17 protein-coding genes are annotated in these 22,562 nt (G+C 49.6%); 2 read left to right on the forward strand and 15 right to left on the reverse strand.

Annotated elements, in window-relative coordinates; translation table 11 throughout:
• Positions 1-39: 39 nt before the first annotated feature.
• The 3 genes from FHC51_RS21410 to aegA form a co-directional block, all read right to left on the reverse strand.
• The gene (locus FHC51_RS21410) at positions 40-1,083 is read right to left on the reverse strand and encodes a DUF1176 domain-containing protein (RefSeq protein ID WP_220436556.1); all 1,044 of its coding nucleotides are present in this window, start codon (positions 1,081-1,083) and stop codon (positions 40-42) included.
• A 125-nt stretch (positions 1,084-1,208) separates the two neighbouring features.
• Entirely contained in the window at positions 1,209-1,784 is a 576-nt protein-coding gene (nudK, locus tag FHC51_RS21415) for a GDP-mannose pyrophosphatase NudK (RefSeq protein ID WP_103824708.1), read from the reverse strand.
• Between the two features lie 65 nt (positions 1,785-1,849).
• Positions 1,850-3,811 carry a formate-dependent uric acid utilization protein AegA gene (gene aegA, locus FHC51_RS21420; RefSeq protein WP_220436557.1) on the reverse strand — a complete coding sequence of 654 codons (1,962 nt, stop codon included), beginning with the start codon at positions 3,809-3,811 and terminating at the stop codon, positions 1,850-1,852.
• Between the two features lie 197 nt (positions 3,812-4,008).
• Here aegA and narQ point away from each other — a divergent pair, with 197 nt between their 5' ends.
• Positions 4,009-5,703 carry a nitrate/nitrite two-component system sensor histidine kinase NarQ gene (narQ, locus tag FHC51_RS21425; protein WP_220436558.1) on the forward strand — a complete coding sequence of 565 codons (1,695 nt, stop codon included), beginning with the start codon at positions 4,009-4,011 and terminating at the stop codon, positions 5,701-5,703.
• A 199-nt stretch (positions 5,704-5,902) separates the two neighbouring features.
• On the forward strand, positions 5,903-9,016 hold the full coding sequence (gene acrD, locus FHC51_RS21430; protein ID WP_114314308.1) for a multidrug efflux RND transporter permease AcrD: 3,114 nt from the start codon (positions 5,903-5,905) through the stop codon (positions 9,014-9,016).
• Positions 9,017-9,123: 107 nt separating this feature from the next.
• On the opposite strand, the gene ypfM is transcribed toward acrD, so the two are convergent.
• The 12 genes from ypfM to FHC51_RS21490 all read right to left on the reverse strand — a co-directional run bounded on the left by ypfM (position 9,124) and on the right by FHC51_RS21490 (position 22,404).
• The gene (ypfM, locus tag FHC51_RS21435; protein WP_015572204.1) at positions 9,124-9,183 is read right to left on the reverse strand and encodes a protein YpfM; all 60 of its coding nucleotides are present in this window, start codon (positions 9,181-9,183) and stop codon (positions 9,124-9,126) included.
• A gap of 513 nt (positions 9,184-9,696) precedes the next feature.
• The gene (locus FHC51_RS21440) at positions 9,697-10,296 is read right to left on the reverse strand and encodes a hypothetical protein (RefSeq protein WP_163446127.1); all 600 of its coding nucleotides are present in this window, start codon (positions 10,294-10,296) and stop codon (positions 9,697-9,699) included.
• Positions 10,293-10,643, reverse strand: a complete 351-nt coding sequence (locus tag FHC51_RS21445) for a hypothetical protein (protein ID WP_163446128.1) — start codon at positions 10,641-10,643, stop codon at positions 10,293-10,295. The genes FHC51_RS21440 and FHC51_RS21445 overlap by 4 nt, the downstream gene beginning before the upstream one ends.
• A gap of 11 nt (positions 10,644-10,654) precedes the next feature.
• A complete protein-coding gene (locus tag FHC51_RS21450) occupies positions 10,655-11,203 on the reverse strand; it encodes a recombinase family protein (RefSeq protein ID WP_201523943.1) in 549 nt (182 codons plus the stop codon).
• A 275-nt stretch (positions 11,204-11,478) separates the two neighbouring features.
• Positions 11,479-11,910 carry a DNA repair protein RadC gene (gene radC, locus FHC51_RS21455; RefSeq protein ID WP_104453856.1) on the reverse strand — a complete coding sequence of 144 codons (432 nt, stop codon included), beginning with the start codon at positions 11,908-11,910 and terminating at the stop codon, positions 11,479-11,481.
• Positions 11,911-12,350: 440 nt separating this feature from the next.
• Positions 12,351-13,457, reverse strand: a complete 1,107-nt coding sequence (locus FHC51_RS21460) for an SAVED domain-containing protein (protein ID WP_163446130.1) — start codon at positions 13,455-13,457, stop codon at positions 12,351-12,353.
• Positions 13,457-14,035 carry a 3'-5' exoribonuclease domain-containing protein gene (locus FHC51_RS21465; protein ID WP_227653921.1) on the reverse strand — a complete coding sequence of 193 codons (579 nt, stop codon included), beginning with the start codon at positions 14,033-14,035 and terminating at the stop codon, positions 13,457-13,459. Before FHC51_RS21465 ends, FHC51_RS21460 begins: the two co-directional genes overlap by 1 nt.
• Positions 14,004-14,489: a hypothetical protein gene (locus FHC51_RS21470; protein WP_104453859.1), complete on the reverse strand. Its 486-nt coding sequence runs from the start codon at positions 14,487-14,489 to the stop codon at positions 14,004-14,006. Before FHC51_RS21470 ends, FHC51_RS21465 begins: the two co-directional genes overlap by 32 nt.
• Positions 14,490-15,764, reverse strand: a complete 1,275-nt coding sequence (locus FHC51_RS21475) for a nucleotidyltransferase (RefSeq protein ID WP_163446131.1) — start codon at positions 15,762-15,764, stop codon at positions 14,490-14,492.
• Positions 15,765-16,306: 542 nt separating this feature from the next.
• Positions 16,307-18,919 carry a TOPRIM and DUF927 domain-containing protein gene (locus FHC51_RS21480; protein WP_196351975.1) on the reverse strand — a complete coding sequence of 871 codons (2,613 nt, stop codon included), beginning with the start codon at positions 18,917-18,919 and terminating at the stop codon, positions 16,307-16,309.
• Positions 18,920-19,366: 447 nt separating this feature from the next.
• Positions 19,367-20,137, reverse strand: coding sequence for a hypothetical protein (locus FHC51_RS21485; RefSeq protein WP_163446597.1), 771 nt, complete (start codon positions 20,135-20,137; stop codon positions 19,367-19,369).
• 572 nt (positions 20,138-20,709) lie between these two features.
• Positions 20,710-22,404 carry a recombinase family protein gene (locus FHC51_RS21490; RefSeq protein WP_163446596.1) on the reverse strand — a complete coding sequence of 565 codons (1,695 nt, stop codon included), beginning with the start codon at positions 22,402-22,404 and terminating at the stop codon, positions 20,710-20,712.
• Positions 22,405-22,562 lie beyond the last annotated feature (158 nt).

Genomic DNA, 22,562 nt, shown 5'->3' on the forward strand with positions numbered 1-22,562 from the left:
TCATTCGTGTGCCGGGTAAGCGCAGCGCCACCCGGCATTTCAGCGTGTTATCCACAAGGTCGGCCATGCATCCGGCCCATGCCAGTTATCACAGCTTGGCTCTTCCGCATACCGCACCAGACGGAAACGCTGGCCGGTAAAACGCCAGCGCGTCTGGATACCGCAGTCGGCAATCCCGCGCCCCAGCGCCAGGGTCGTCAGCTCGCGGCTCTTCTCATCAAAACTGGCGTTCATTAACTCCATCTCGCTGCTGTCGCTGGCGGGAACAAACGGCAGGCGCAGACGTACCGCATGGGAAGCAAACGGCTTTTTACGTGAGACCAGCCAGGCCAAATCGACGGTGTTGTATGCCCCCGCCTCGCAGCCAACCATCAGCAGCGCTTTGTCATCCGTCAGGGCGGTGACCCGCACTTCACGACGGGCCGGGTCGAGCGAACACTGGCTGTTGTTGATACGCCAGGTGCCATAGTCGAGCAGATCGCTACGCTCCTCGCGGGTGAGCGGCGTCGGCGTCGGGTTCACCACGGCCACCTCTTTCAACGCCGGTGCGGGCGGTACGCTCAGCGGGGGTTGCGCCCCTTTATTGATCCACGCGGTTTCGCTCCCGCCACGCTTTTGCTGGGCATCAATAAACTGTAGCGCCTCTTTCATCCCATCCAGGGAGATAACCTGCTTGCCACCGGCGAGCGTGATGACCCTTTTTTGCTGAAGTGTGGTCAGCAGGGCGGTAATGGTGGCGGCATGGTCGGTCGTCAGACGCCACGGGGTAATTTGCCAGTGCGGGGGGCTAAGCTGCAACGGCTCGCCGTCGAGCAGCAAGCGGGGGGCAATGGCGGGCTGTTTGGGATCGGGCGTTGCCAGCCCACCGAGATCGATGCGCAGCAACGCGTCAGTTTTTGCACCCGCGCTGCGGCTTAAGGTCATCACCAGCCCGTGATGCTCGCCAGCATTACGGGCGATGCAAAAGTTCTGGTTGTTGCAGGTCACCTGCCAGTCAATAAACGACCGCTGTGCAGGTGCCGCCCGGGCTAACACCGAGGGCAGCACGCTGAGCATGAAAACAAATAAAAGGCAGTGACGCATGAATAGCAGGATCCCGAAAGCAATAGCTGAACAGACAGAGCGTATCTTCCTGCTCAGAACGGGGTTGCTCAATCAGATTTATCGGATAGATTTATTTTGAATACATCTTATTAACGGCAATAAGATCAAGCCATTAACCCGGAACTTTGCAAATACTGTAATAATATCACCGTTTTGCCGTCCCGTATTTCACCCGATTGCATCATCGATAATGCCTGAGCAAAGGGCAGTTCCAGCACCTCGATCTCCTCATCTTCGATGCCACCACCCGCTCCGGCACGTCGGGTGTCGCTATATTCCGCCACGAAGAAATGGACGATTTCCGTTACGCCGCCCGGAGACATATAGAGCTCAAACACTTTGCGTGCCTCGCCGACGACAAAGCCGGTCTCTTCAATCGCCTCTTTGCGAATGCACACTTCCGGCTCATCGTTATCCAGCAGCCCGGCACAGGTTTCAATCAGGCGCCCGTCGGGGTTGCCATTCACCCAGGTGGCAATGCGGAACTGGCGAATCAACACCACGCTCTGCTTCTCACGGTTGTAAAGCAGGACCGTGGCGCCATTGCCCCGATCGTACACTTCGCGTTTGTGGCGCACCACCTCACCGTTACGCCGCGTCAGATCGTAGGTCAGGTTGCGCAGGATGAAATAGTTATCCGAAAGGCACTTGTCTTTAATTAGTTCAATTTTCACGGTAATACGGGCTCCGTTGCGCTCAATACCGGTCATACTACGCTGCGAAGCCCGCGTTGTCGCCCGTCGGGTTAATGTTCGGTAGGAGAAGCGACCCCAAGCCAGTCGGCGATCCCCTGGGCGGCGTGTCGCCCTTCCGCCATCGCCGTTACCACCAGATCGGCTCCCCGCACCGCGTCGCCACCGGCAAATATATGCGGGTTGCTGGTCTGATAGCGATAGCGCGATTCCACGCTTGCCGCAATCCTGCCCCAGTCATCCACCTCAACCCCCTGCGCCTGTAGCCAGGGCATTGCATGCGGGTTAAAACCAAAGGCCATAATCACCGCCTCGGCAGGCATCACAAACTCGCTGCCCTCGATGGGCTCCGGACGACGGCGTCCCTGGGCATCTGGCTCACCCAGCCGGGTGCGCAGCAGGCGGATGCCGTTGACCCGCCCGGCGTCATCGAGGGTGAGCTCCACCGGCTGAACGTTAAATTCAAACGCAGCCCCCTCTTCTTTGGCGTTTTTAACCTCTTTTTTCGAGCCCGGCATATTGACCTCATCCCGGCGATAGGCGCAGGTGACGTTCGCCGCTCCGTGGCGCAGGGCGGTGCGCACACAGTCCATCGCCGTATCGCCGCCGCCCAGCACCACAACGTTGAGTCCGGCGGTATCGACAAAGGGCTCTTCCACCGAGGGCGGCAGCCCCATCAGCTGACGGGTATTACCCACCAGGAACGGCAGCGCATCGTAAACGCCCGGCGCATCTTCGTTGGGAATACCCGCTTTCATTGAGCGATAGGTCCCCACCCCAACAAAGAGGGCATCGTACTCGCTGAGCAGCTGCGCCAGCGGGATATCTTTACCCACCTCGCAGTTCAGTTCGAAGCGGATGCCCATGGCGGTGAAGATCTCCCGACGGCGGGCCAGCAAGGATTTATCCAGCTTAAAGGCCGGAATGCCGAAGGTGAGCAGGCCGCCGATTTCCGGGTGGCGGTCAAAGACCGTGACGCTGACGCCGCGACGGATCAACGCGTCAGCACACGCCAGCCCGGCGGGTCCGGCGCCGATGATGGCGACCTGCTTATTAACCGGCGTAACGTGGCTCAGATCCGGTCGCCAGCCTTTCGCCAGCGCCTGGTCGGAGATATAGCGTTCGATGTTGCCAATGGTCACCGACCCGGCCACATCGCGCACCGTGCAGGCGCCCTCGCACAGTTTGTCCTGAGGGCAGACCCGGCCTGTTATCTCCGGCAGGCAGTTGGTCTGGTGAGAGAGCTCGACCGCCCCAGCGATATCCCCCGCTTTCACCCGTTCGATCCACTGGGGGATATGGTTATGCAGCGGGCAGGTCCATTCGCACACCGAGTGCTCGCCACAGGTAAGACAGCGGTCGGCTTCCCGCTTCGCCTGTGCCGGACGGAACGGCAGATAGATTTCGTTGAAATTGCCCGCCCGCGCCTCAGGGGTGAGCTTATCCGGCTCGCCGCGCGCGGGCGTAGCTTCCAGCTGCTCGCGTTTGCTACCTGTTCTGGTCACGCTCGCCGCCCGGGTCTGCCACGGCTGGGCCTCATGGCGCGCCGTGCGCAGTTGCCGGGCGCGAGCCAGCTGGTTCAGATTATCAGGGGTCACCAGCGACAGGGCATCCGCCGGGCAGTTCGCCACACAGGCGGGCCCCTGCGGACGCTCAAGGCAGAGATCGCACTTCTGAGCGGTAGCCGCCAGCGGTGTGGTAACAATCTCGATGGTGCCAAACGGGCAGGCAACCACACAGGCTTTACAGCCGATACATTTGCGCTGATCCACCTGTACACTTTCATGCATGCGGCTGATGGCCCCGTTCGGGCAGCTCTGGGCGCAGGGGGCGTTTTCACAGTGGTGGCAGGTTACGGCGCTCTGTTTAGTGCCCTCTTTGACCACGGTGATGCGCGGGGTAAAATGGCGCTGGCTGAGGGCATGTTGCTCATTGTTATGTGCCATGACGCAAGCGACCTCGCAAGCATAGCATCCAATACATTGCTGGCTATTTGCCATAATAAAACGGTTCATGACGGTTCCCTTGCTGGCCCTGATAACCTTATTCTTTTAACGGAATAGTGTATTTACCCACCGCAACGGTAACAGGCAATGTTCATTTGCCCAGGAACGGAAAATATTTCGCCTGAACCTGTATCAGATCAATTTATTTCAGCGCGGGTGAAATTACGTTTCATTCCTTTGCACAAATGCTTATCAGGACGCGACCGGTGAGAGTTAAACAACCTGTTTCACGCAGCCTTGCCCGGGCCTTTTTCTCCATCATTGCCCTGTCGCTGCTCACCAGCGCGATTGCGCTGTTTACTCTCGCCAGCGGCCAGCGTGATGCTGAAGCCATCAACCTGGCCGGTTCGTTACGGATGCAGAGCTATCGCCTGGGTTACGACATCCAGCGGGGCAGCGTCGACCTGGTGCCTCATCGCCGGATCTGGCAACAAACCCTGGATGCCCCTGCCCTGCAAACCCTGAACAGCTGGTATGTCCCGGACGAGGTTAAGCAGCACTATCGCCAGCTGCAGATCCGGTGGCAGGCGGTGGATCAGAAACTCGCTCTGGGTGATTACGCCTGGTATCAGGCGCAGATGGACGAGTATGTGGCGCGTATCGACGCCTTTGTCCTCTCCCTGCAGCACTATGCCGAACGTAAGATCACTCTGGTCTTTGCCATCTCCTTTGCCGGTGGGGCCAGTATTTTTCTGCTGGTGTTTGTCACCCTCCGCCGCATCCGCCAGCAGGTTGTCGCCCCGCTCAATCACCTGGTCACCTCCAGTCTGCGCATTGAACAAGGTCATTTTGATACCCCGGTGCCGAATACCGATCTCTCCAATGAGCTTGGCCTGCTCTCCCGCACCTTCAACCATATGTCGGCGGAGCTGCACACCCTGTACCGCTCGCTGGAGATTTCGGTTGAAGAGAAGACGCACCACCTGCACGAAGCCCACCAGCAACTGGAGATGCTGTTTACCTGCTCCCAGGCGTTGAACACCGACAAGATTGACAGTCACTGCTTCCGCCACATCCTGCACATTGTTTGCGAATATACCGGGATCACGTATCTGGCCCTGCACACCAGCGACGGCTGGCAGATGCAGGAGGGTGAAGCCGCACTGCATCTCGACACCCAGGTGCTGCCGGTAGTGATGATGGAGACCCGCTTCGGTGAGCTGCGCTGGCAAAGCGCGCAGCGCCCCGTCCCGATGCCGCTGATGAAAAGCGTGGCGACGATGCTTGGCCGCGGCCTCTTTTCCAACCAGGCGCAGAAGCACTATCACCAGCTGCTGTTGATGGAGGAGCGCGCCACTATTGCCCGTGAACTGCATGATTCGTTGGCGCAGGTGCTCTCTTATCTGCGCATCCAGTTAACGCTACTCAAACATGCGGTGCCGGAAGAAAACGAAACGGCGCAGAGGATCATTACCGATTTTTCCCAGGCGCTGAATGCCGCCTACCGCCAGCTGCGCGAGCTGCTTACCACCTTCCGCCTGACGCTGAACCAGGCCAATCTGCCGGCGGCGTTGCAGGAGATGCTGGATGACTTACAAAAACAGACCGCTGCACGGCTGACTCTCGACTGCCAGCTTTCGTCTCTGGCGCTGGATGCACAGATGCAGGTCCACCTGTTGCAGATTGTCCGGGAGGCGGTACTGAATGCCATCAAGCATGCGCAGGCCAGCGACATCACGGTCTGCTGCATCACCGCCCCGGATGGCAAGCACACGGTGACAATTTGCGATAACGGCATCGGCATTGGTGATGCCAGCGAACCTCCGGGCCACTACGGTCTGAACATTATGCGTGAACGTGCCGACCGGCTGGGGGGAACCCTGAGCTTCTCACAGCCGCCAGAGGGCGGTACCCAGGTGAGCGTGCGCTTTTGTTCTTCGACCGCAGCCGAGGGTAAATAACGGTAAAAACAGGCGGGGGATCGCCTGGCAGCCACGCAGATGAACAATACTCACCGCTGCACCAGGGCGATGGCGCGGAAAAAGCGCATGATAATTTACATTATCTCCTTTATTTCTCCACGTTTGACATCTCCCTTGCCGCTAGAGTGAAGCGGGCTATCTACAATTACGACGCGCAGCAAAACGAGGTCCTATTTTAATGGCGAATTTTTTCATCGATCGCCCCATTTTTGCCTGGGTGCTGGCAATTTTATTGTGCCTGACCGGCACGCTGGCTATTTTTTCTCTCCCTGTTGAGCAGTACCCGGATCTGGCCCCGCCTAACGTGCGGATTACGGCTAACTATCCGGGGGCATCTGCACAAACCCTGGAGAACACCGTTACCCAGGTGATTGAACAGAACATGACGGGCCTCGACAACCTGATGTACATGTCGTCCCAGAGCAGCGCCACCGGCCAGGCATCGATAACGCTCAGCTTTACCGCGGGCGCCGACCCGGATGAAGCGGTGCAGCAGGTGCAGAACCAGCTCCAGTCAGCCTTGCGTAAGCTGCCGCAGGCGGTGCAAAACCAGGGCGTGACGGTGCGTAAAACCGGCGATACCAACATCCTGACCATCGCCTTTGTCTCTACCGATGGCTCGATGGATAAGCAGGATATCGCGGACTATGTTGCCAGTAATATTCAGGATCCGCTGAGCCGTATCAACGGCGTGGGGGATATCGACGCCTACGGGTCGCAGTACTCCATGCGCATCTGGCTCGACCCGGCGAAGCTCAACAGCTTCCAGATGACCGCGAAAGATGTCACCGACGCCATTGAATCGCAGAACGCCCAGATTGCGGTGGGTCAGTTGGGGGGCACGCCGTCCGTGGATAAGCAGGCCCTGAATGCCACCATTAACTCCCAGTCGCTGTTGCAAACGCCCCAGCAGTTCCGCGACATCACCCTGCGTGTCAATCAGGATGGCTCCGAGGTGCGCCTGGGGGATGTCGCCACCGTGGAGATGGGGGCCGAGAAGTATGATTACCTGAGCCGCTTTAACGGCAAGGCGGCCTCCGGGCTGGGGGTCAAGCTGGCTTCCGGCGCCAACGAGATGGCCACCGCAGAACGGGTTATCGACCGTCTCGACGAGCTGTCGCACTACTTCCCGCACGGGCTGGAGTACAAAATCGCCTACGAGACCACCTCGTTCGTGAAGGCCTCTATTGAGGATGTGGTGAAAACCCTGCTCGAAGCCATCGCGCTGGTGTTCCTGGTCATGTACCTGTTCCTGCAAAACTTCCGCGCAACATTAATCCCCACCATCGCCGTCCCGGTGGTGTTGATGGGCACCTTCACGGTGCTTTACGCCTTTGGCTACAGCATCAACACCCTCACCATGTTTGCGATGGTGCTGGCGATAGGCCTGCTGGTGGATGATGCCATCGTGGTGGTGGAGAACGTCGAACGTATCATGAGCGAAGAGGGACTCTCGCCCCGGGAAGCGACGCGTAAATCGATGAAGCAGATCCAGGGCGCGCTGGTGGGTATCGCCATGGTGTTGTCGGCGGTGTTCGTACCGATGGCCTTCTTTGGCGGTACCACCGGGGCGATCTACCGTCAGTTCTCAATCACCATTGTGGCGGCGATGGTGCTGTCGGTGCTGGTGGCGATGATCCTCACTCCGGCGCTGTGCGCCACCCTGCTTAAACCCCTGCATAAAGGTGAACACCACGGTCAGAAAGGCTTCTTCGGCTGGTTCAACCGCATGTTTAACCGCAACGCGGCGCGCTATGAGGCGGGCGTGGGGCGGGTTCTGCATCGCAGCCTGCGCTGGATGCTGATCTACATTCTGCTGCTGGGGGGCATGGTTTTCATGTTCCTGCGCCTGCCCACCTCGTTCCTGCCGCTGGAAGACCGGGGTATGTTTATCACCTCCGTGCAGTTACCGAGCGGCTCGACCCAGCAGCAGACCCTGAAGGTGGTGCAGCAGGTGGAGTCGTACTTCTTTAACCAGGAGAAAGACAACGTGCTGTCGGTCTTTGCCACCGTCGGCTCCGGCCCGGGCGGGAACGGACAGAACGTGGCGCGTATGTTTGTCCGTCTGAAAGACTGGGATGAGCGCGATGCCACAACCGGCAGCTCGTTTGCCATTATCGAGCGCGCCACCAAAGCCTTCAGCCGCATTAAAGAGGCGCGGGTCTTTGCCAGCAGCCCACCGGCCATCAGCGGGCTCGGCAGTTCGGCGGGCTTTGATATGGAGTTGCAGGATCACGCCGGGGCCGGACATGATGCATTGATGGCTGCCCGCGACCGTCTGCTGGAGCTGGCCGGAGAAGAACCTTCCCTGACCCGCGTGCGTCACAACGGTCTGGACGACAGCCCACAGCTGCAGATCGATATCGATCAGCGTAAAGCCCAGGCGCTGGGCGTCTCCATTGACGATATCAACGACACCCTGCAAACCGCGTGGGGTTCGAGCTACGTGAACGACTTTATGGATCGTGGCCGCGTGAAAAAGGTCTACGTGCAGGCGGCGGCCAAATACCGCATGCTGCCGGACGATATCAATCTGTGGTACGTGCGCAATAAAGAGGGCGGCATGGTCCCCTTCTCGGCCTTTGCCACCTCGCGCTGGGAGACGGGCTCACCGCGCCTGGAGCGCTACAACGGCTACGCCGCGGTAGAAATTGTCGGTGAAGCCGCGCCGGGCGTCAGTACCGGTACCGCGATGGATGTGATGGAAAATCTGGTGCGGCAGCTGCCTGCCGGGTTTGGCCTCGAGTGGACCGCCATGTCCTATCAGGAGCGCCTCTCGGGTGCTCAGGCTCCGGCACTGTATGCCCTGTCGCTGCTGGTGGTCTTCCTCTGTCTGGCCGCGCTGTATGAGAGCTGGTCGGTGCCGTTCTCGGTGATGCTGGTAGTGCCGCTGGGGGTTATTGGCGCCCTGCTCGCCACCTGGATGCGCGGCCTGGAAAATGATGTCTATTTCCAGGTAGGGCTCTTAACGGTCATCGGTCTGTCGGCGAAGAACGCCATTTTGATTGTCGAGTTCGCCAACGAGATGAATGAAAAAGGTCAGGAGCTGATGGCCGCCACCCTGGAAGCCTGTCGCCAGCGCCTGCGCCCCATCCTGATGACCTCGCTGGCGTTTGTGTTTGGCGTTCTGCCGATGGCGACCAGCTCTGGTGCGGGCTCAAGTAGCCAGCATGCGGTGGGTACCGGGGTGATGGGCGGGATGATTTCAGCCACTGTTCTCGCCATTTACTTTGTTCCGCTGTTCTTTGTTCTGGTACGGCGACGTTTCCCGTTAAAGGAAAAACAAAAATAAGATACTGAAAATAAAAAAGGCGTCCTTACCGGCCGCCTTTTTTGTGTGTTAATTTTCACACTTTTATTATTTAGAAAATTAAGTGCTCTTGCGTTTCTTGCTGAATGTCATTTACGAAGCATGCCTTCGATAAAATCTTTCCAGTTCCCCAGTTCACGTTCAATCATAACTACCTCTCTTATTATTATCGGCCATTCTACGAGAATATATCATCATTGTGAAGAGTTTTTAATCAGTGATACTGTTCTACCCCCGTTGGTACGACTGGCTTGTAGATACTATGGGCCCTTCGCGTTAAATTTTATGTGACCAACTGCAATATTTTGAAATAACCTTAATCAGAGCCGGGAAAATAACTTTGTAGTTGTTCTTAAATGCATTTTTGGCCCTCAGCGCTCTATGCAATAAAGATGAAATAATATTCACGACTTAAGTACAATTTGTCCCGCCGCTGAATATTCAATAAGGTAATAAAACAAATGTGTTATATTTCCACAAACGTTTAACCATCGAAATTACTGAGCAACTGACCACTTTTAAGACAAAAGGATTCACCATGATCACCCTGTATGGCATTAAAAATTGCGAGCAGTTTTCAATACAAAGGCCACAAACATCCCCTTATTGATATAGTTATGCAAAAAGCCCTTACATAAGCAAGGGCCTTAGAACAGCATCAATCAAGTCAGTTGCTTCATTAGACCGTTCATCACAAAACTGCCTCCCAGTGCTGCCATCAGGATGAACAAACCAGTCCCACCATTTAACACAACGACAAACTGCCATACGTCAAAAGGTGAAGGTCTACCAATGCTTGCCACTACAAAGGCTGATATCAGTAGACCTGCTGTGATGACCACTGTGGCAATCTTACTTGTTGCCCAATTGAGCCTGTGCATAAGTATGAACATTCCATTTCCCACAAATGCTGGCCCAAGTGTGCTGTAGATTAACTGGTAATTGGTTCTCCAGTTCCATAGCCCGTACACAAGTAGAGCAGTACCAATAGCTAACAGTATGAGCGACACCTGCGTATACACGGTGCCGAGTTTTTTCGATTGCTGGTTATATTTATTCGCACTAGCGAATGCACCACATGCTCCCATAAAGCCGCTGATGATTAGCCCTAAGCGGGGCAGCATAACCTGTAACCCGAAGCTGTAGTCAGCATCAGTAGTCCAGACTTGGTAGCCCACTATGCACGCCGCGTAGCCGATCGATGCCAGGGCAATCACAATAGCCAGGAATGACAGGGCCTCTGGCCGATTTTTAAGTATCATAGCCTGACTCCCTTACATGTGTTGAGTTTACCCTTTGGCCCTATCTGTAATTCAAAGTGGTTGAGTTTATTACTATTCATAAAGATTACCTTTGCCAGTGACGAGCCGTCGTAGAAGGTGATGATCGAATACTTATCGACAATCTCGGCTTTATGTAAGCGTATCTTTCGATCGCCATCGGGTGAGTTGATATCAATAAAACCCTGTTCGTCTGCGTAATGGATATCAGCAGTTATGCTGTTCTCACAGACTAACGCTATATCCATCACTTTCGTTTCTGCTTTTACAGGGAGAGTGGGAGCCATTACGAGAGATAAGACTGTCAGCAATGCTGTGCCGTGGTTCATTCAGTATTCCTTTAACTTGGCTTGTTTTTAACGATCCTATAAATGCTGGTGATTCCGATTCCTAGTCGACGGGATATCTCTGGCTTGTTCAGTCCTTGCTCCAACATGTCCAGAACTTCCTGAGATTTGCTGCGTGCCGTGGCCTTTCTGCCTTTATATTTGCCTTTGAGTTTCGCCAGTGCGATCCCTTCAGCTTGACGCTCCAACATCATTTCCCGTTCGAATGTGGCGATAGCCCCAATCATCGTCAGCATCAGCTTTCCGGTTGGTGTAGCCGTGTTAATACCAATGTTAAGAATATTTAGTGCCACACCTTTTCCTTGCAGAAATTCTGATACTTCCAATAGATGGCGGGTGTTGCGGGCGAGGCGATCAAGTTTCGTAATCTGTACAGTGTCTCCTTCCCGAACCCATTCCAACATTGCCTGAAGTTCAGGGCGATCATTCTTAGCTCCGCTGATTTTCTCCTGAAAGATTTTCTCGCAGCTAGATAGCGCAGCCAGTTGTGCGTCAAGACTTTGCCCGGCAGTAGATACTCGGGCGTAACCGATAGTTGCCATTTCATTATTTCCTTAACCTACCAATAGAGCATGCTATGCTGACTTTTCCCAATAGCGTGGCATTTTCCTTTTCGGAAGGGTGCTAATCAGTGATTCCACCGTTATGACGATGGTAGATCTTTAGGGCATGAGCTATTGGCGTGAGCTAGTGGATGTGATGGAGAATTAGAAGAAATCTTCGTCAGGGGTATAACGTGCAGCCATCGCCCGGAAAAACACGGTAGCAAAGGTCGTGATTGCCATGACAAGCGCTTCAATAATTAATGATTTCCAGTTCATAACCAGCCCCTATCAGCGAACGAGACAGTCCGACCACCACCAACGACGATGTGATCCAGTACCCGAACGTCTATCAGCTCCATCACCTTCTGTATCCGTTCAGTAATGGCCTTATCAGCCGCTGATGGCTCAGGATGCCCAGAGGGATGATTATGGGAGAAAATGACGGCAGCGGCGTTCAAACAAAGCGCTAAACGAGCTATCTCGCGTGGATATACACTTGTAGATGCAAGAGTGCCGAAGAACATCTCTTTATACTCAAGTACCTGATTCCGGTTATCCAGGAAGATGACAGCGAAGACCTCCTGTTCACGGTCACCGAGTTTCAGGGCGAGATAGCTTTCGGTTTCTTTGGGGGACCCCAAGGACTCGTTACGATACAGCTGTGCTGTCAACAGCTCGCGAGCCTGATTGATTATATCGTGCATAGTAATCTCCTGTGGTTGTATGCACGTTTCTTGTACCAGGGAGAGCGTTCAATATTGAATTATAATGAGGGTAAAAGGAATATAAGAACAAATCGAAGATATGGAAAGTGTTACTTTCGTTACCAAGCTGAATTGAGAATCGTAACGATGAAGCGTTGATATTATAGCATGTAACCATTGTTACGAGTGTTACCTTGAAAATATGAAAGTATGATGAGCCGTATCTCTTTAGAGTAGAAAGCTATAATTTTATCATTTCAAGTAGGTAGACCTTACTGACAGCTTTGTGGCAGGAGTATATATGTGAGCTCAAGGTAATTTATTAATAACCAAAAGTCATTACCACTTTTTTTGATTATTCAACGGGGAGCAAAGTCAAGCGCTCTTCTCAAGAGCACTTATAACTTTTTTAAGTTGACAATCCGTTTTCACCCACCAACTTAAAAACGAACTTTAAGAGCCTCTGTTCGTAATACAAAGCCGCCTTCTTCTCTACCGTGAGAAATCGCGTATACTCCCCACGGATAGGTATCATCATCAGATTTCTCATACTGATAGACGATCAGTTCAGGTAGATTACGGCTATCATAACGTCGTCCAAAACTAACCACGACACTACTCGGCGCAACTAAAATTAGATGTATACGTTTAGCTCCTTGTTGCTGCAGTTTTTTTACAAACTCAATGAACTGTAAAGAAAGTCTTTGCTGTTTTTCAATCGACCAATGATTATCGAAATTGATATGCTTTAGATAAAGATGCTCGATACGCAATCCGGTAAAGCTTTTCTTAATACAAGTTAGATCTGCATGATAGGAAAAGGATATGGCAATAACAACATCCTCAACATTTCCTTCCATTATAGTTTCTTGATTAAAAGAATCCCCATCATCCGGTGTATTATCTGAAATTACCTGCCAAGTCTCACTCGCACGATTCCAGTCAATTAAAGTAACGACACCCTTATCATCAAGTACGTTACCAATCCAGAAAAGGAAGGGAACAGGCAGCATACCTGCATAGACTACTTGAATATCATTCAATGCCGTTGCGCCGAAATATTGATTCAGATTCCGACTTAAAGGCTGTACATAATTACGAAATACATCTGCAGGATGAATCACATAACCGTCTCGTATATTCTGGGTGATGTTGACATCCAAATAATTCAATCTGCCTGAGTGCCGTTTATAGATCTGCGAGTCTATATTACTACCAGCTACCCTTCTTAATCCCTCCCCCCTAATGACCAAGATACTCTTCTTAGAATTTTGTCGCCAGTCTGTAATTGCACTACATACTGCCCACACTGCTCCGATGATACAAAGCACTATTCCTAAAAGCGGAACAAGTATCTCCGTAATAAAACTACCTTCAGGAGATGATGCCTTAACTCCATAATCTTTGTAACTTAGTATTACCTGCCAAGAGAGTCCTCCACCTAATTTTAAAATGGCCAATCCAGTCGCAAGAAAGATAAAAGGAGGCTTACGCTGCCGCGTAAACCAATTAATAAGCATGTAAATACATTTTTGGAAAAAAATCATTAGCGCACACCTTTATCATTCAGAATAGCTTGAAGAATCGCGGCCTGAAAAATAGCATCATCAAGTGCATGATGCTCTCTGCCTCGTTTGATGCCATAATGTGCTGCTGCAACAGAGGTGCGTGCTTCCTGCCAAGGAAGTCCACAAACTCCTTTGAAAAGTGATTTAATATCCAGCGGGACATAACCAAAAGGATTTTTGATAGCAGTATAATGAAAATACCAATTTATAAATGACCAATCGAATGCCGCGTTAAAGCCAGCAAATACAGCTTTCCTTCCGTCCCCAGATAATTCCTCCACCCAAACTGAAAGGTCTTTCATGGCTGTCAAAGCATCAATACCTGTATTCATTAGATGATATAGATCAAAGCCAGTAACCGAAAGTGCTTCAGGATCGTGATGAAGAGTAAGAGGCTTAAGTTCCCGATAAAAATTTATATCGGGCGTTTCCACCAGACAGACACCAAAAGAGAGCATGCTATAAAAACCAGGCACAGGACCTGAACTCTCAATATCGACAGAAAAGTAACGAGGATTATTTTTATCATTCATCAAAATAAATTCCATTTTCATCATCTGAAGGATGAGCTCCCCCCCCCTTCCATTCACCACTGAACAACCACTCTTCAAAATATAGCAGCCAGAGTGAAGCCCAAGGAATAATTGTATCACTTAGTTTTAGCTGAGGCCGCCACTCAGATAGACCATCAAGTGTTTTCGATTTAGGTAAAAAAAGGCAGAGTTTTCTATGACCTGTGGCACTATCGTACCCATACGTATGAGGAATTTTTTTACCGCCAGCCAACTCGTCCAAATCAGGCGAAAGTACAATGCATTCTGGCGCAAAACCTTTCGTGTAACGCAAGAGGATCTTATATTTTCTACAGAAAGGACCAGGAGATATTTCACTCTGCCAAACAAGTGTGCGATTCCGATTAGTAATACGCCCAGAGCCTTCACGAAAGCGGTTCTTAAGGGAGTAAAATTGTACGCTTAGTGAAAGCGCAGGAGGAGAAGTGAATTTATTCATTTAATCCCCGAAGAACGTATTAGCCGGAACTGGAACGACAGTGGAAGAGTCTGAACCATAAAATGTATTGCTAGGCACAGGACTCGGCTGAATAGCATTAGCCTTTCCTGTGATAAGTGTAGCCGCCCCACCAGCTATACCTAACTTACCAGTACGACGAAGTTCTCCAAGATTGTTTAACATATGATCACGAACAATGTTAACCGGTTCTGCACCGAAATTATTACTGATATTTTCTAAAAGATTGTCCTGCCCGACAGAAGCACTAATAGCCTTGAAACTCTGCAACACAGCCTCATGCCACTTTTTGAAGGAGGCATATAGATTTTGGCCTTTATTCCCGTCGATGACATTCCATTTTTCTGCAAAGTTTTCTAAAGGCATTGCAGGATTAAGAACCTGCAAACCCTCCGAACTTGTTTGAATGAAATTCGGCATAAACTCAATTACATCGATAATGATGTCAAGATCATTATCATAAGCAAGACGGTCATCAATTATCTTCTGGTAAGCATGGGCAGCAAGTGTAGTGATAATCGCCGAAATGGGCTTGTATTGGTATACATCCTTATTCTGGCTTGCAATCCATTCGTCACGATGCCGCTTGAGGATCTGAACAATGCGGTTGAGCAGCTTTTTAGATGTATGATCGGGAAGCGGGGCAAGCGATTTGTTGAGAGCAGAATCAGAAGCGTAAGACTCAAAACTTGCTTGCAGCCGAAGCGGTTTTTTCTCAGTGATAGCATCAAACCAAATCGCGTATCCATCAGGATTTGATTCTTTCCACTCTGTATTACGGTCAGTGACCCAAAGTGGGTGACCTTCAAAATCCTCACTGCTGTAATCAGTTCCGGGCGTGATATCAAGATGATACGAACCCGCATAGTTAATTCTAAAACCTCGTGGAAGCCGTTCAAACATAGTCTTGTAACGCTCATGACCAATCAAGCGCTGCTCTACCGCATTAAGAACCTCACTACCACTTCCAGTCCCTGCATGAGGAAGATAACACACTAAATCTATATCAAAAGGCTCATCTGGACCAGGTTTGACGGTTGTGTTCAAACGTACACTACCTTGAGAGTAAATGCGTGTATCTTGTAAAAGTGGATCATCACTTTCTGCAAGCCAAGTTCCTACTCCTCGGTAAGCTTGGCGAATCTGCTGATATTGTGTATCCGTTAAATCTAAGGTCTCAGTCAGAGCCTTTAGAATATCGGCAATATACTGTTTCTCGGTTATTGAAAGGAGACGTATAGGATCTGGATTTTGCATGACTGATACCCTCAAGCAGGCCTGAAGTACTATATATTGTTATCAACTATCATCAAACACCAATATATGGCATACACAAAGATATGTACAGATGTTTCATCGTCCATATTATTGGTATCTTGACAGTGTATCTGAAGATAGGTTTGTAAAAGAAAGCTCAGGTGATTCTATGGCCCTGCAGGCACATAGCTCTTGTTCTACAAGCAACACAACTCCCCCCTTGCACTACCGCTTTACAGCGGTAATGCGAGCATTCATTGTAAAACACCCGTTCTTGGTTATCGCCTTCTGTTCAATAACATAAAAGATGCTCTTACTCTGTAAGACCGCAACGTCTTCATGGCAAATCGCATCACAACTAACGGTACTTAATCAACAGCTCAATTTCTTCCTATTACAAAGAGTTAATACGCTTCAATCGATTGCTTTCAAGAGAAACAAAAGTAACAGCGTCACACCCTGTCATACCAGTAATTTCACTGTTACCGCCCATTTTGGGTATCAGTAACAAAGTAACAGAGGGGGTAGAGTCCCCCTCTGTATCACACAGAGTATAGTGAGTCGTCGCACAGTACTGGTTCTGGTGTCTCTGGATCATCCCCCAGAAGCTTCCCTGAAATAACATAAACTTTACGAGACTCTCCGCCAGGTATTCGTTTTGTTACCGCCGCACTACTTGGAAGAAAATCACTCTCATGCAACACCCTAGCTACATTTCTATGGTCCAGCCCTCGACATAATTCTTCCCTAAACGCAGCAGGGTAAACCCAAAAATCACCACCAACTTTTACCCCCCATACAGGGCTATTCATCGCCTGTCCAAAACGTGAATCTCCCCATGTTAGTAATTGAGCTTTAACGGATTCAATAGCTTGATTAGACTCATGAGAACCTTCCCCACGTCCTGCCAGCCAACTATTAAAACAAGCCTTGACTCCACGGAATGATTCCCCATCAGGCCAACCAGTGACCTCCCGCGCCAGTTCCCCAGCAGCAGCCACAAGAGCAAAGCGGTTAGCGGCACGTTTAATCTGACCGTCAGCACCTTCCGGCACATGAACAAGGAATTCAGCCATCAGAGACTTGAGCCTGACTGCCAATCCAGCCTTATCCGCCGTAAGTTGCCGCAGGAATGCACGGGCAGCCGTACCGTAGAAACTCTTACTGTCACGGTTCAGAGCCTCTGCGAAGCTGGCACCATCAATGTGACCATGGAGTTCCTCGAACAGCCCCAGCCCCTTTCCAGCATCCGCCGGAATATCGATAAAACGGACTTCCTGACCAGCTTTAACCTTCTTACCATGCTGCTCCATCAGGTTCGACAGCGATACCTCGCCCGCAGACATGAAGATCAAACGCCACGTTTTAATCGCTGCTGCACCTCCCTTCCGGTTTGCCCGCTGCTTACTCGCCCCATTAGCAACCATGTAGACGGTCTGAGCCGCCTCTGTGGGGTTTTCATCTGCCATCTGGCCCAACTCATCTATCACTAACGTCGCATCGTTATGTGCAAAGCAAACACCTTCAAGCCCGTTCGAAGTAGCACGCCACGTTACGAGCTTATCTGGGGCTCCCCAGACAGATTTACAAACGCGAAGACCTGTCGACTTCCCTCGGCTGCTTTCACTACGGATGTGAAACCCACCTGATTCAAGTGAACTGTCCAGTTCCAGCAATGGCCCGGCAAATCCGGCAGCAACCATCAGAATTAACCGACTGTTACCGATACATTTAGCAGAGATATTTTTCTGCCAGTCCTCAAGGCTACCTGACTGCTCGTAACCAGGAGGAGCCCCGGAAATAGACTGATAAATTACATCCTCGCTTGTTGCACCAATAGCTTCATCGGGGAGCACATAAACATCGCCAAACCATCCTGTCTGCGATACGCTCCTAGCTCTTCCTACAGGCTGAACCGTGTTGATGTAACTCTGGAGTACCCTGAGTTCACCGGGATCATAATGCAAACCACGTGAAACTAACGGCTCCAGCATCAACGAAGGTTCTTTAATTAAAGCCGCCCTCGGCAATGCAAACTGGTGCGTATGGTCATCCATATCCGCAAACTGAAGGACCAATCCCCAGTCTTCACTCGCCTTATCACGTGACAACGCGACCGGGTAAATAGCCGTACTAATCTTTGCGCTACCCGACTCACGCTTCTGACACAGCCATCCATTTGAGAAGAAGAAACTGGGTGGAATCCCCATTCTGGCATGAGCGATAACGGGCTCCAGTTGCCTCTTCAACTCGTCCATTCCCTCCAGCAGCATCAAATCGTTGGCATCCGTGGGCTGACTCGTCTCATCCTGAAACTCAGGGATGAAAATAGACACCCCTTCAATTGTTTTTGCGACCTTTTTCGCAGCCTCAACTCCTGCGTTTTTCTCCTTGTACTTATCGTTATCGGCAACAATGATGATTGGAGCCTTGGTATGTAAGCGAATAGACTCGACAACCGGGTAAATATTCCCACAGTCGATCGCCATGACTGAAGTATATCCTGTCGCATCAAAGCAGGATGCTGCTGTAGCATATCCTTCTGCTACTAATATCGTACTGTCATCACCTTGAATAACGTGGCAGGCAGCTTTCTTACCGCAATCCTTAAAAAAACATTTAGTTCCATCAGGAAAAATACGCTGAGCATTAACAAACTCACCGCCATAATAATGAATAGGGATAATTAATGCATTTCCATCCACAAAAATATCATTACCTGAAACTTGCTTCCTTGATAAGTAAGGATGCTGTGATACAGATGGAAGTGTTTTTAAACTTCTCTCCAACTCCATTCTATTACTAGCAAGTAGGCTATCCTTTTCCTGTATTCGTTTCTCCTTTAATGCTTTCAGTTCATTATCAATCTCCTGTAGTTCTTCTGGTGGCAATGAATGCAGACCATCATGATCCCATATCGCGCTACCTAAATTTTCATGGTAACTATTGATATATACTCTGAGAATCTTACCTTCCTCATTAATATATGGATTTAACCAGCCACTTGCCCGACCATGCTTATCATCAGCATCTTTAAACCGAGGGTAATCTGTATCTATTGCTTTTAATTCAGTATCCTCTGCGGCAATGCCATGTTCTATTGCGAGCTGTAACGCCCCAATTAATGCCTTTTCATTATGCTCTTCAATATTCATATTGACTCCCCGCATGACTTTCGCAAGGGAGAGTTGACGTTCCCCCTTGCGGATGAAGTCAATGCGATATTGTATTGTTAGTTACAGCCGAATTCGAAGTGTTCGATATCTCCGTAAGGACTCATGACAAGGCGCATGCTACAGCAGTCCCCCCCGGAGAAAAACTGATAGCAGTCATGCTCTTCACTGTAAGTTACATGCCCATCTTCAATGTGACAGATACTTTCAAGCAACTCATAGACGTATTCGCATTTATCTTCAACAGAGGTTAACTGGCTAAAGGTAGCAGCCTTCTGCATGAAGCTTTCATTATTACAGATCATTGGATTTCCTCATCGTTACAGCAAGAGTGCCTCGCTGCGTTGAGAGAAATGTTATTCGTGTTGACAGTTAAATGTCGACAAGGCAGATTGGGCACTTTCGATAATAAAAACGCCCAAAATAAAATCAATTTAACGTTGACTTTTCCAAGAGATCCAAGATTTTAGACTTGAACTTTTTTATTGTGACATTACTCTCTTTTTCTATCTCAAGTTTTAAACAATGTTTATACATTAATGTTTTGGTTGGATTCTGCTGAATCATGTGAGAAAGAGAATTATAGAAAAAACTACTCTCTGTTTTTTTTGCCTCATACCTTGCAAGAGTTTTATGATCAGAAATGGAGATACCAAAGAGTGTTTTTATCTCACCATACAGCATCTCGTTAAGATGTCCTGTATGTGTGTAGCCTGAATTAGTAACTTTCTTTATTGCCTCATTTAATTGTTTTCGATAAAAAATATATGTTCCAATTCTTGCTTTAAGCTTTTCCTTTTCGTATGTTTTATTGTGAGATCGTAGGTTAAACGAATCTTGTAAATCCATACCATTTTCAGAGATTGAAGATTGCAGCCCAGCAGATAAATACTCTCTCATTTCCTTGGTTAGTTCATACCCACAATTCAAGAAAGTTACCATGATTTCAATTGCTCTTTCAGCAACACCTTTGGGGATTTCCCATCCCATTACAGTATTGTCTTCAGGAGGCATAAATGACAGTTCAGATATTTCAACATAGATACTACCACCTGAAATAACTTTAACAGCACCAAGTTCACTATCACTTACCTTATTTGTTTTATATTTTATTTTTTTAAGACAGACAATGAACTCCTCTTTAAGTGATTCTATATCACAATTTTCGCTATTCACATTGTTTTTCTCGATTAAATTCATTGTCCCTCCATGGATGTAAAATAAAAATGCGAGCTTAGATTTATATCACATTATGACCTGATGAAGAAGAACGAGAGTTTATGAACAATTTACGATCGCGAGAAGCATCCTACTGGTTTTAACTGTGTGATTGACGCCGATCTTGTACTTCCGCTCATCGGGGCCAGCCTGCCTGCTTCAGGCTATCTGAATGGCCTGACTAAGTGGCATGCCGAATCCGTTATGCGTAGGTTGCATCGGCTCCTAGAGGGTCTTCCCATTAAGGCGACGATCACCGACCACACACAGCGTAAAACACAGGTTTATACTTTCAGACTCAACGGGCAGGGATGCCCGTAGTGATCGGGACAAAGGGCCTGAGTATCCGGCTTAATGACTCCAGTCCTTGATTTGGCGTAGGTTTAATCTCGGGATTGTGTCGATGATTCCAGCTTGGTTTCTACAGGTTTATCGCCATTGCCCTCGCTTTCGTTCCTGTTCGAATCGATGTGGTTCGTGATGCTGTCTCGAATACTTATTGCAACCCGGCTTAGTTACCCGCAGCTAATACATCGAAAGAAGGTTACGAAACCTCAAGAAATTTTATTCAGATTGTCGACACTATAATCGCCACATTCATCAAATTCGACAAGCTTCCCTTTTTCATACTCCACTCTTTCTTCTTCAACCCAGACAGGATCAACATAAGGAGCTTCCGCGATGGTTCTAACACAGATATGGCCTTCATAATCATGGACAATACTGCTCATTAATTTGGGACCAAATGCTTGCTCCAACATGACTTGACCTTCCATGTTTTTGATTACGGCAACAAGCCCAGCATTCTCATGAATAAATTCTATTGTGATAGCTGACTTTAGCTGACTGTTGAACTGTTGACGCTGCTCCGTACTGTTTAAATCCTCAGGGCTCAGAAAGCGAGCAATTGTCCTGGTAGAGAGTTCAAGGGCCATAATCTCCCCCTCAATTTGCACAATTTTTTCCTCCAGTGCATGGCAGGCATTCTTAGACTCTTCAAATAAAACTCGGAAAGCAGCATCATCATCAAAATCCAGCACTAACTGGGCCGCCTTCACCCTCTTTTTACCTTCTGCTTCCAGCTCATTTTGTAACACAGCTAGATCGTCTTTCAACGCTGATACTCTGCCAGTCTTAGGTTGCCTTTGCTCCATAACGCTGGATAGCCGACTCAGAGCCTGTAGTAATTGCGGTTCAATTCTGTTGTATGGCAAATACGGCAACTCGCATCCGGTAACACCTTCCATTGGGCATACAAGATAATTACGAACTTGTCCCTTGCTACCTTTATTATGGAAGCGTAGCAATTCACCACACTGACAACGGATAACCCCGCTGAACAGGTTGTTATAGAGGCCTTTTCTGTAAGAGCCGCTATGGTTGTTCCTCTTATCCACAATATGTTGTACCTCTGCAAAAATTGCAGGTGAAACAACGGTTGGATAATAGCCAAAAAGTGGATCACCATCTGGCACTCGCTTCCCTTCATAAATGATATGAGGCTGAAATTCACCGATTACGGCTCTGCTCTTGACCACTGATTGGATGCCAGCTGGACGCCATGCTTTACCCTGCCCAAATGTCTTGTAATCTTTATCTCTGAATGCCTTAGCAATCTGTTGATAACCTTGGCCAGACCGAGCCATTTGAAACATCTCGTTCACAATAGCAACCCTTTCAGGGATAGGAACGATCTTGTCCCCCTCAAGCGTCAACCATGAAGGAAGGCGAGAGTTAGCTATCACTTTGTTATTTTCTCTCGCTTGTTGGCGTCCATTGGACCATGCAGCACGGCTGCGGCGGCTTTTCATTTCAGATTCATCGTTGGCACGAGCCATATAGACAATCGAAACAATCAGCTTTGTGAAATCCACTTCACCACTGCGAAAGACCTGATTATCTGAAAGAGTGACAATCACAATGCCTTCTCTGACTATTTCCAAGAACTGCGTTAGAGCTTCTTCAATCGCTTGCCTGCTCAGCCGATCCACCGATTCAATCAAGAGATAAGATCCCTTCTCGATTTCCCCACTTTTCACGGCATCAATGAAGCGACCCAATGCACCATCAGTACGGTTGCTACCACGAAAAGCACTAACTCCAAAGTCCTCAATGGTCTTGTCATCCAACACAAGATTGTGAGTCGTGCAATAGTCCCGAGCCTGCTGAAGTTGGCGGCGATAGCTATCCCCCTGGGCTTGTTTAGGGGTACTGAAACGAACATAGGAATAAGCTTTGGGACTTCTCACAACTGCTCCTTTGTTGATTAAACAGACTTGCGAACCAACAACATAAAACTTAGATGAGCCAACACTATCAACTCACGGCTCTTTTAACAATATATGTACTTATTATTTACTACCACAACTTAGAAAAATAGATAACCATCTGATTACAATAGAATATT

It is taken from the genome of Leclercia sp. EC_58 (assembly GCF_019584355.1).
Taxonomy (GTDB): domain Bacteria; phylum Pseudomonadota; class Gammaproteobacteria; order Enterobacterales; family Enterobacteriaceae; genus Enterobacter.

Coding starts and splice junctions, on each gene's coding strand:
- FHC51_RS21475 (WP_163446131.1), bottom strand. CDS start 15,764: ATGCAAAATCCAGATCCTATACGTCTCCTTTCAATAACCGAGAAACAG.
- FHC51_RS21460 (WP_163446130.1), bottom strand. CDS start 13,457: ATGATTTTTTTCCAAAAATGTATTTACATGCTTATTAATTGGTTTACG.
- FHC51_RS21450 (WP_201523943.1), bottom strand. CDS start 11,203: ATGGCAACTATCGGTTACGCCCGAGTATCTACTGCCGGGCAAAGTCTT.
- FHC51_RS21465 (WP_227653921.1), bottom strand. CDS start 14,035: ATGATGAAAATGGAATTTATTTTGATGAATGATAAAAATAATCCTCGT.
- acrD (WP_114314308.1), top strand. CDS start 5,903: ATGGCGAATTTTTTCATCGATCGCCCCATTTTTGCCTGGGTGCTGGCA.
- aegA (WP_220436557.1), bottom strand. CDS start 3,811: ATGAACCGTTTTATTATGGCAAATAGCCAGCAATGTATTGGATGCTAT.
- FHC51_RS21480 (WP_196351975.1), bottom strand. CDS start 18,919: ATGAATATTGAAGAGCATAATGAAAAGGCATTAATTGGGGCGTTACAG.
- FHC51_RS21470 (WP_104453859.1), bottom strand. CDS start 14,489: ATGAATAAATTCACTTCTCCTCCTGCGCTTTCACTAAGCGTACAATTT.
- FHC51_RS21445 (WP_163446128.1), bottom strand. CDS start 10,643: ATGAACCACGGCACAGCATTGCTGACAGTCTTATCTCTCGTAATGGCT.
- FHC51_RS21485 (WP_163446597.1), bottom strand. CDS start 20,137: ATGAATTTAATCGAGAAAAACAATGTGAATAGCGAAAATTGTGATATA.
- FHC51_RS21440 (WP_163446127.1), bottom strand. CDS start 10,296: ATGATACTTAAAAATCGGCCAGAGGCCCTGTCATTCCTGGCTATTGTG.
- radC (WP_104453856.1), bottom strand. CDS start 11,910: ATGCACGATATAATCAATCAGGCTCGCGAGCTGTTGACAGCACAGCTG.
- FHC51_RS21410 (WP_220436556.1), bottom strand. CDS start 1,083: ATGCGTCACTGCCTTTTATTTGTTTTCATGCTCAGCGTGCTGCCCTCG.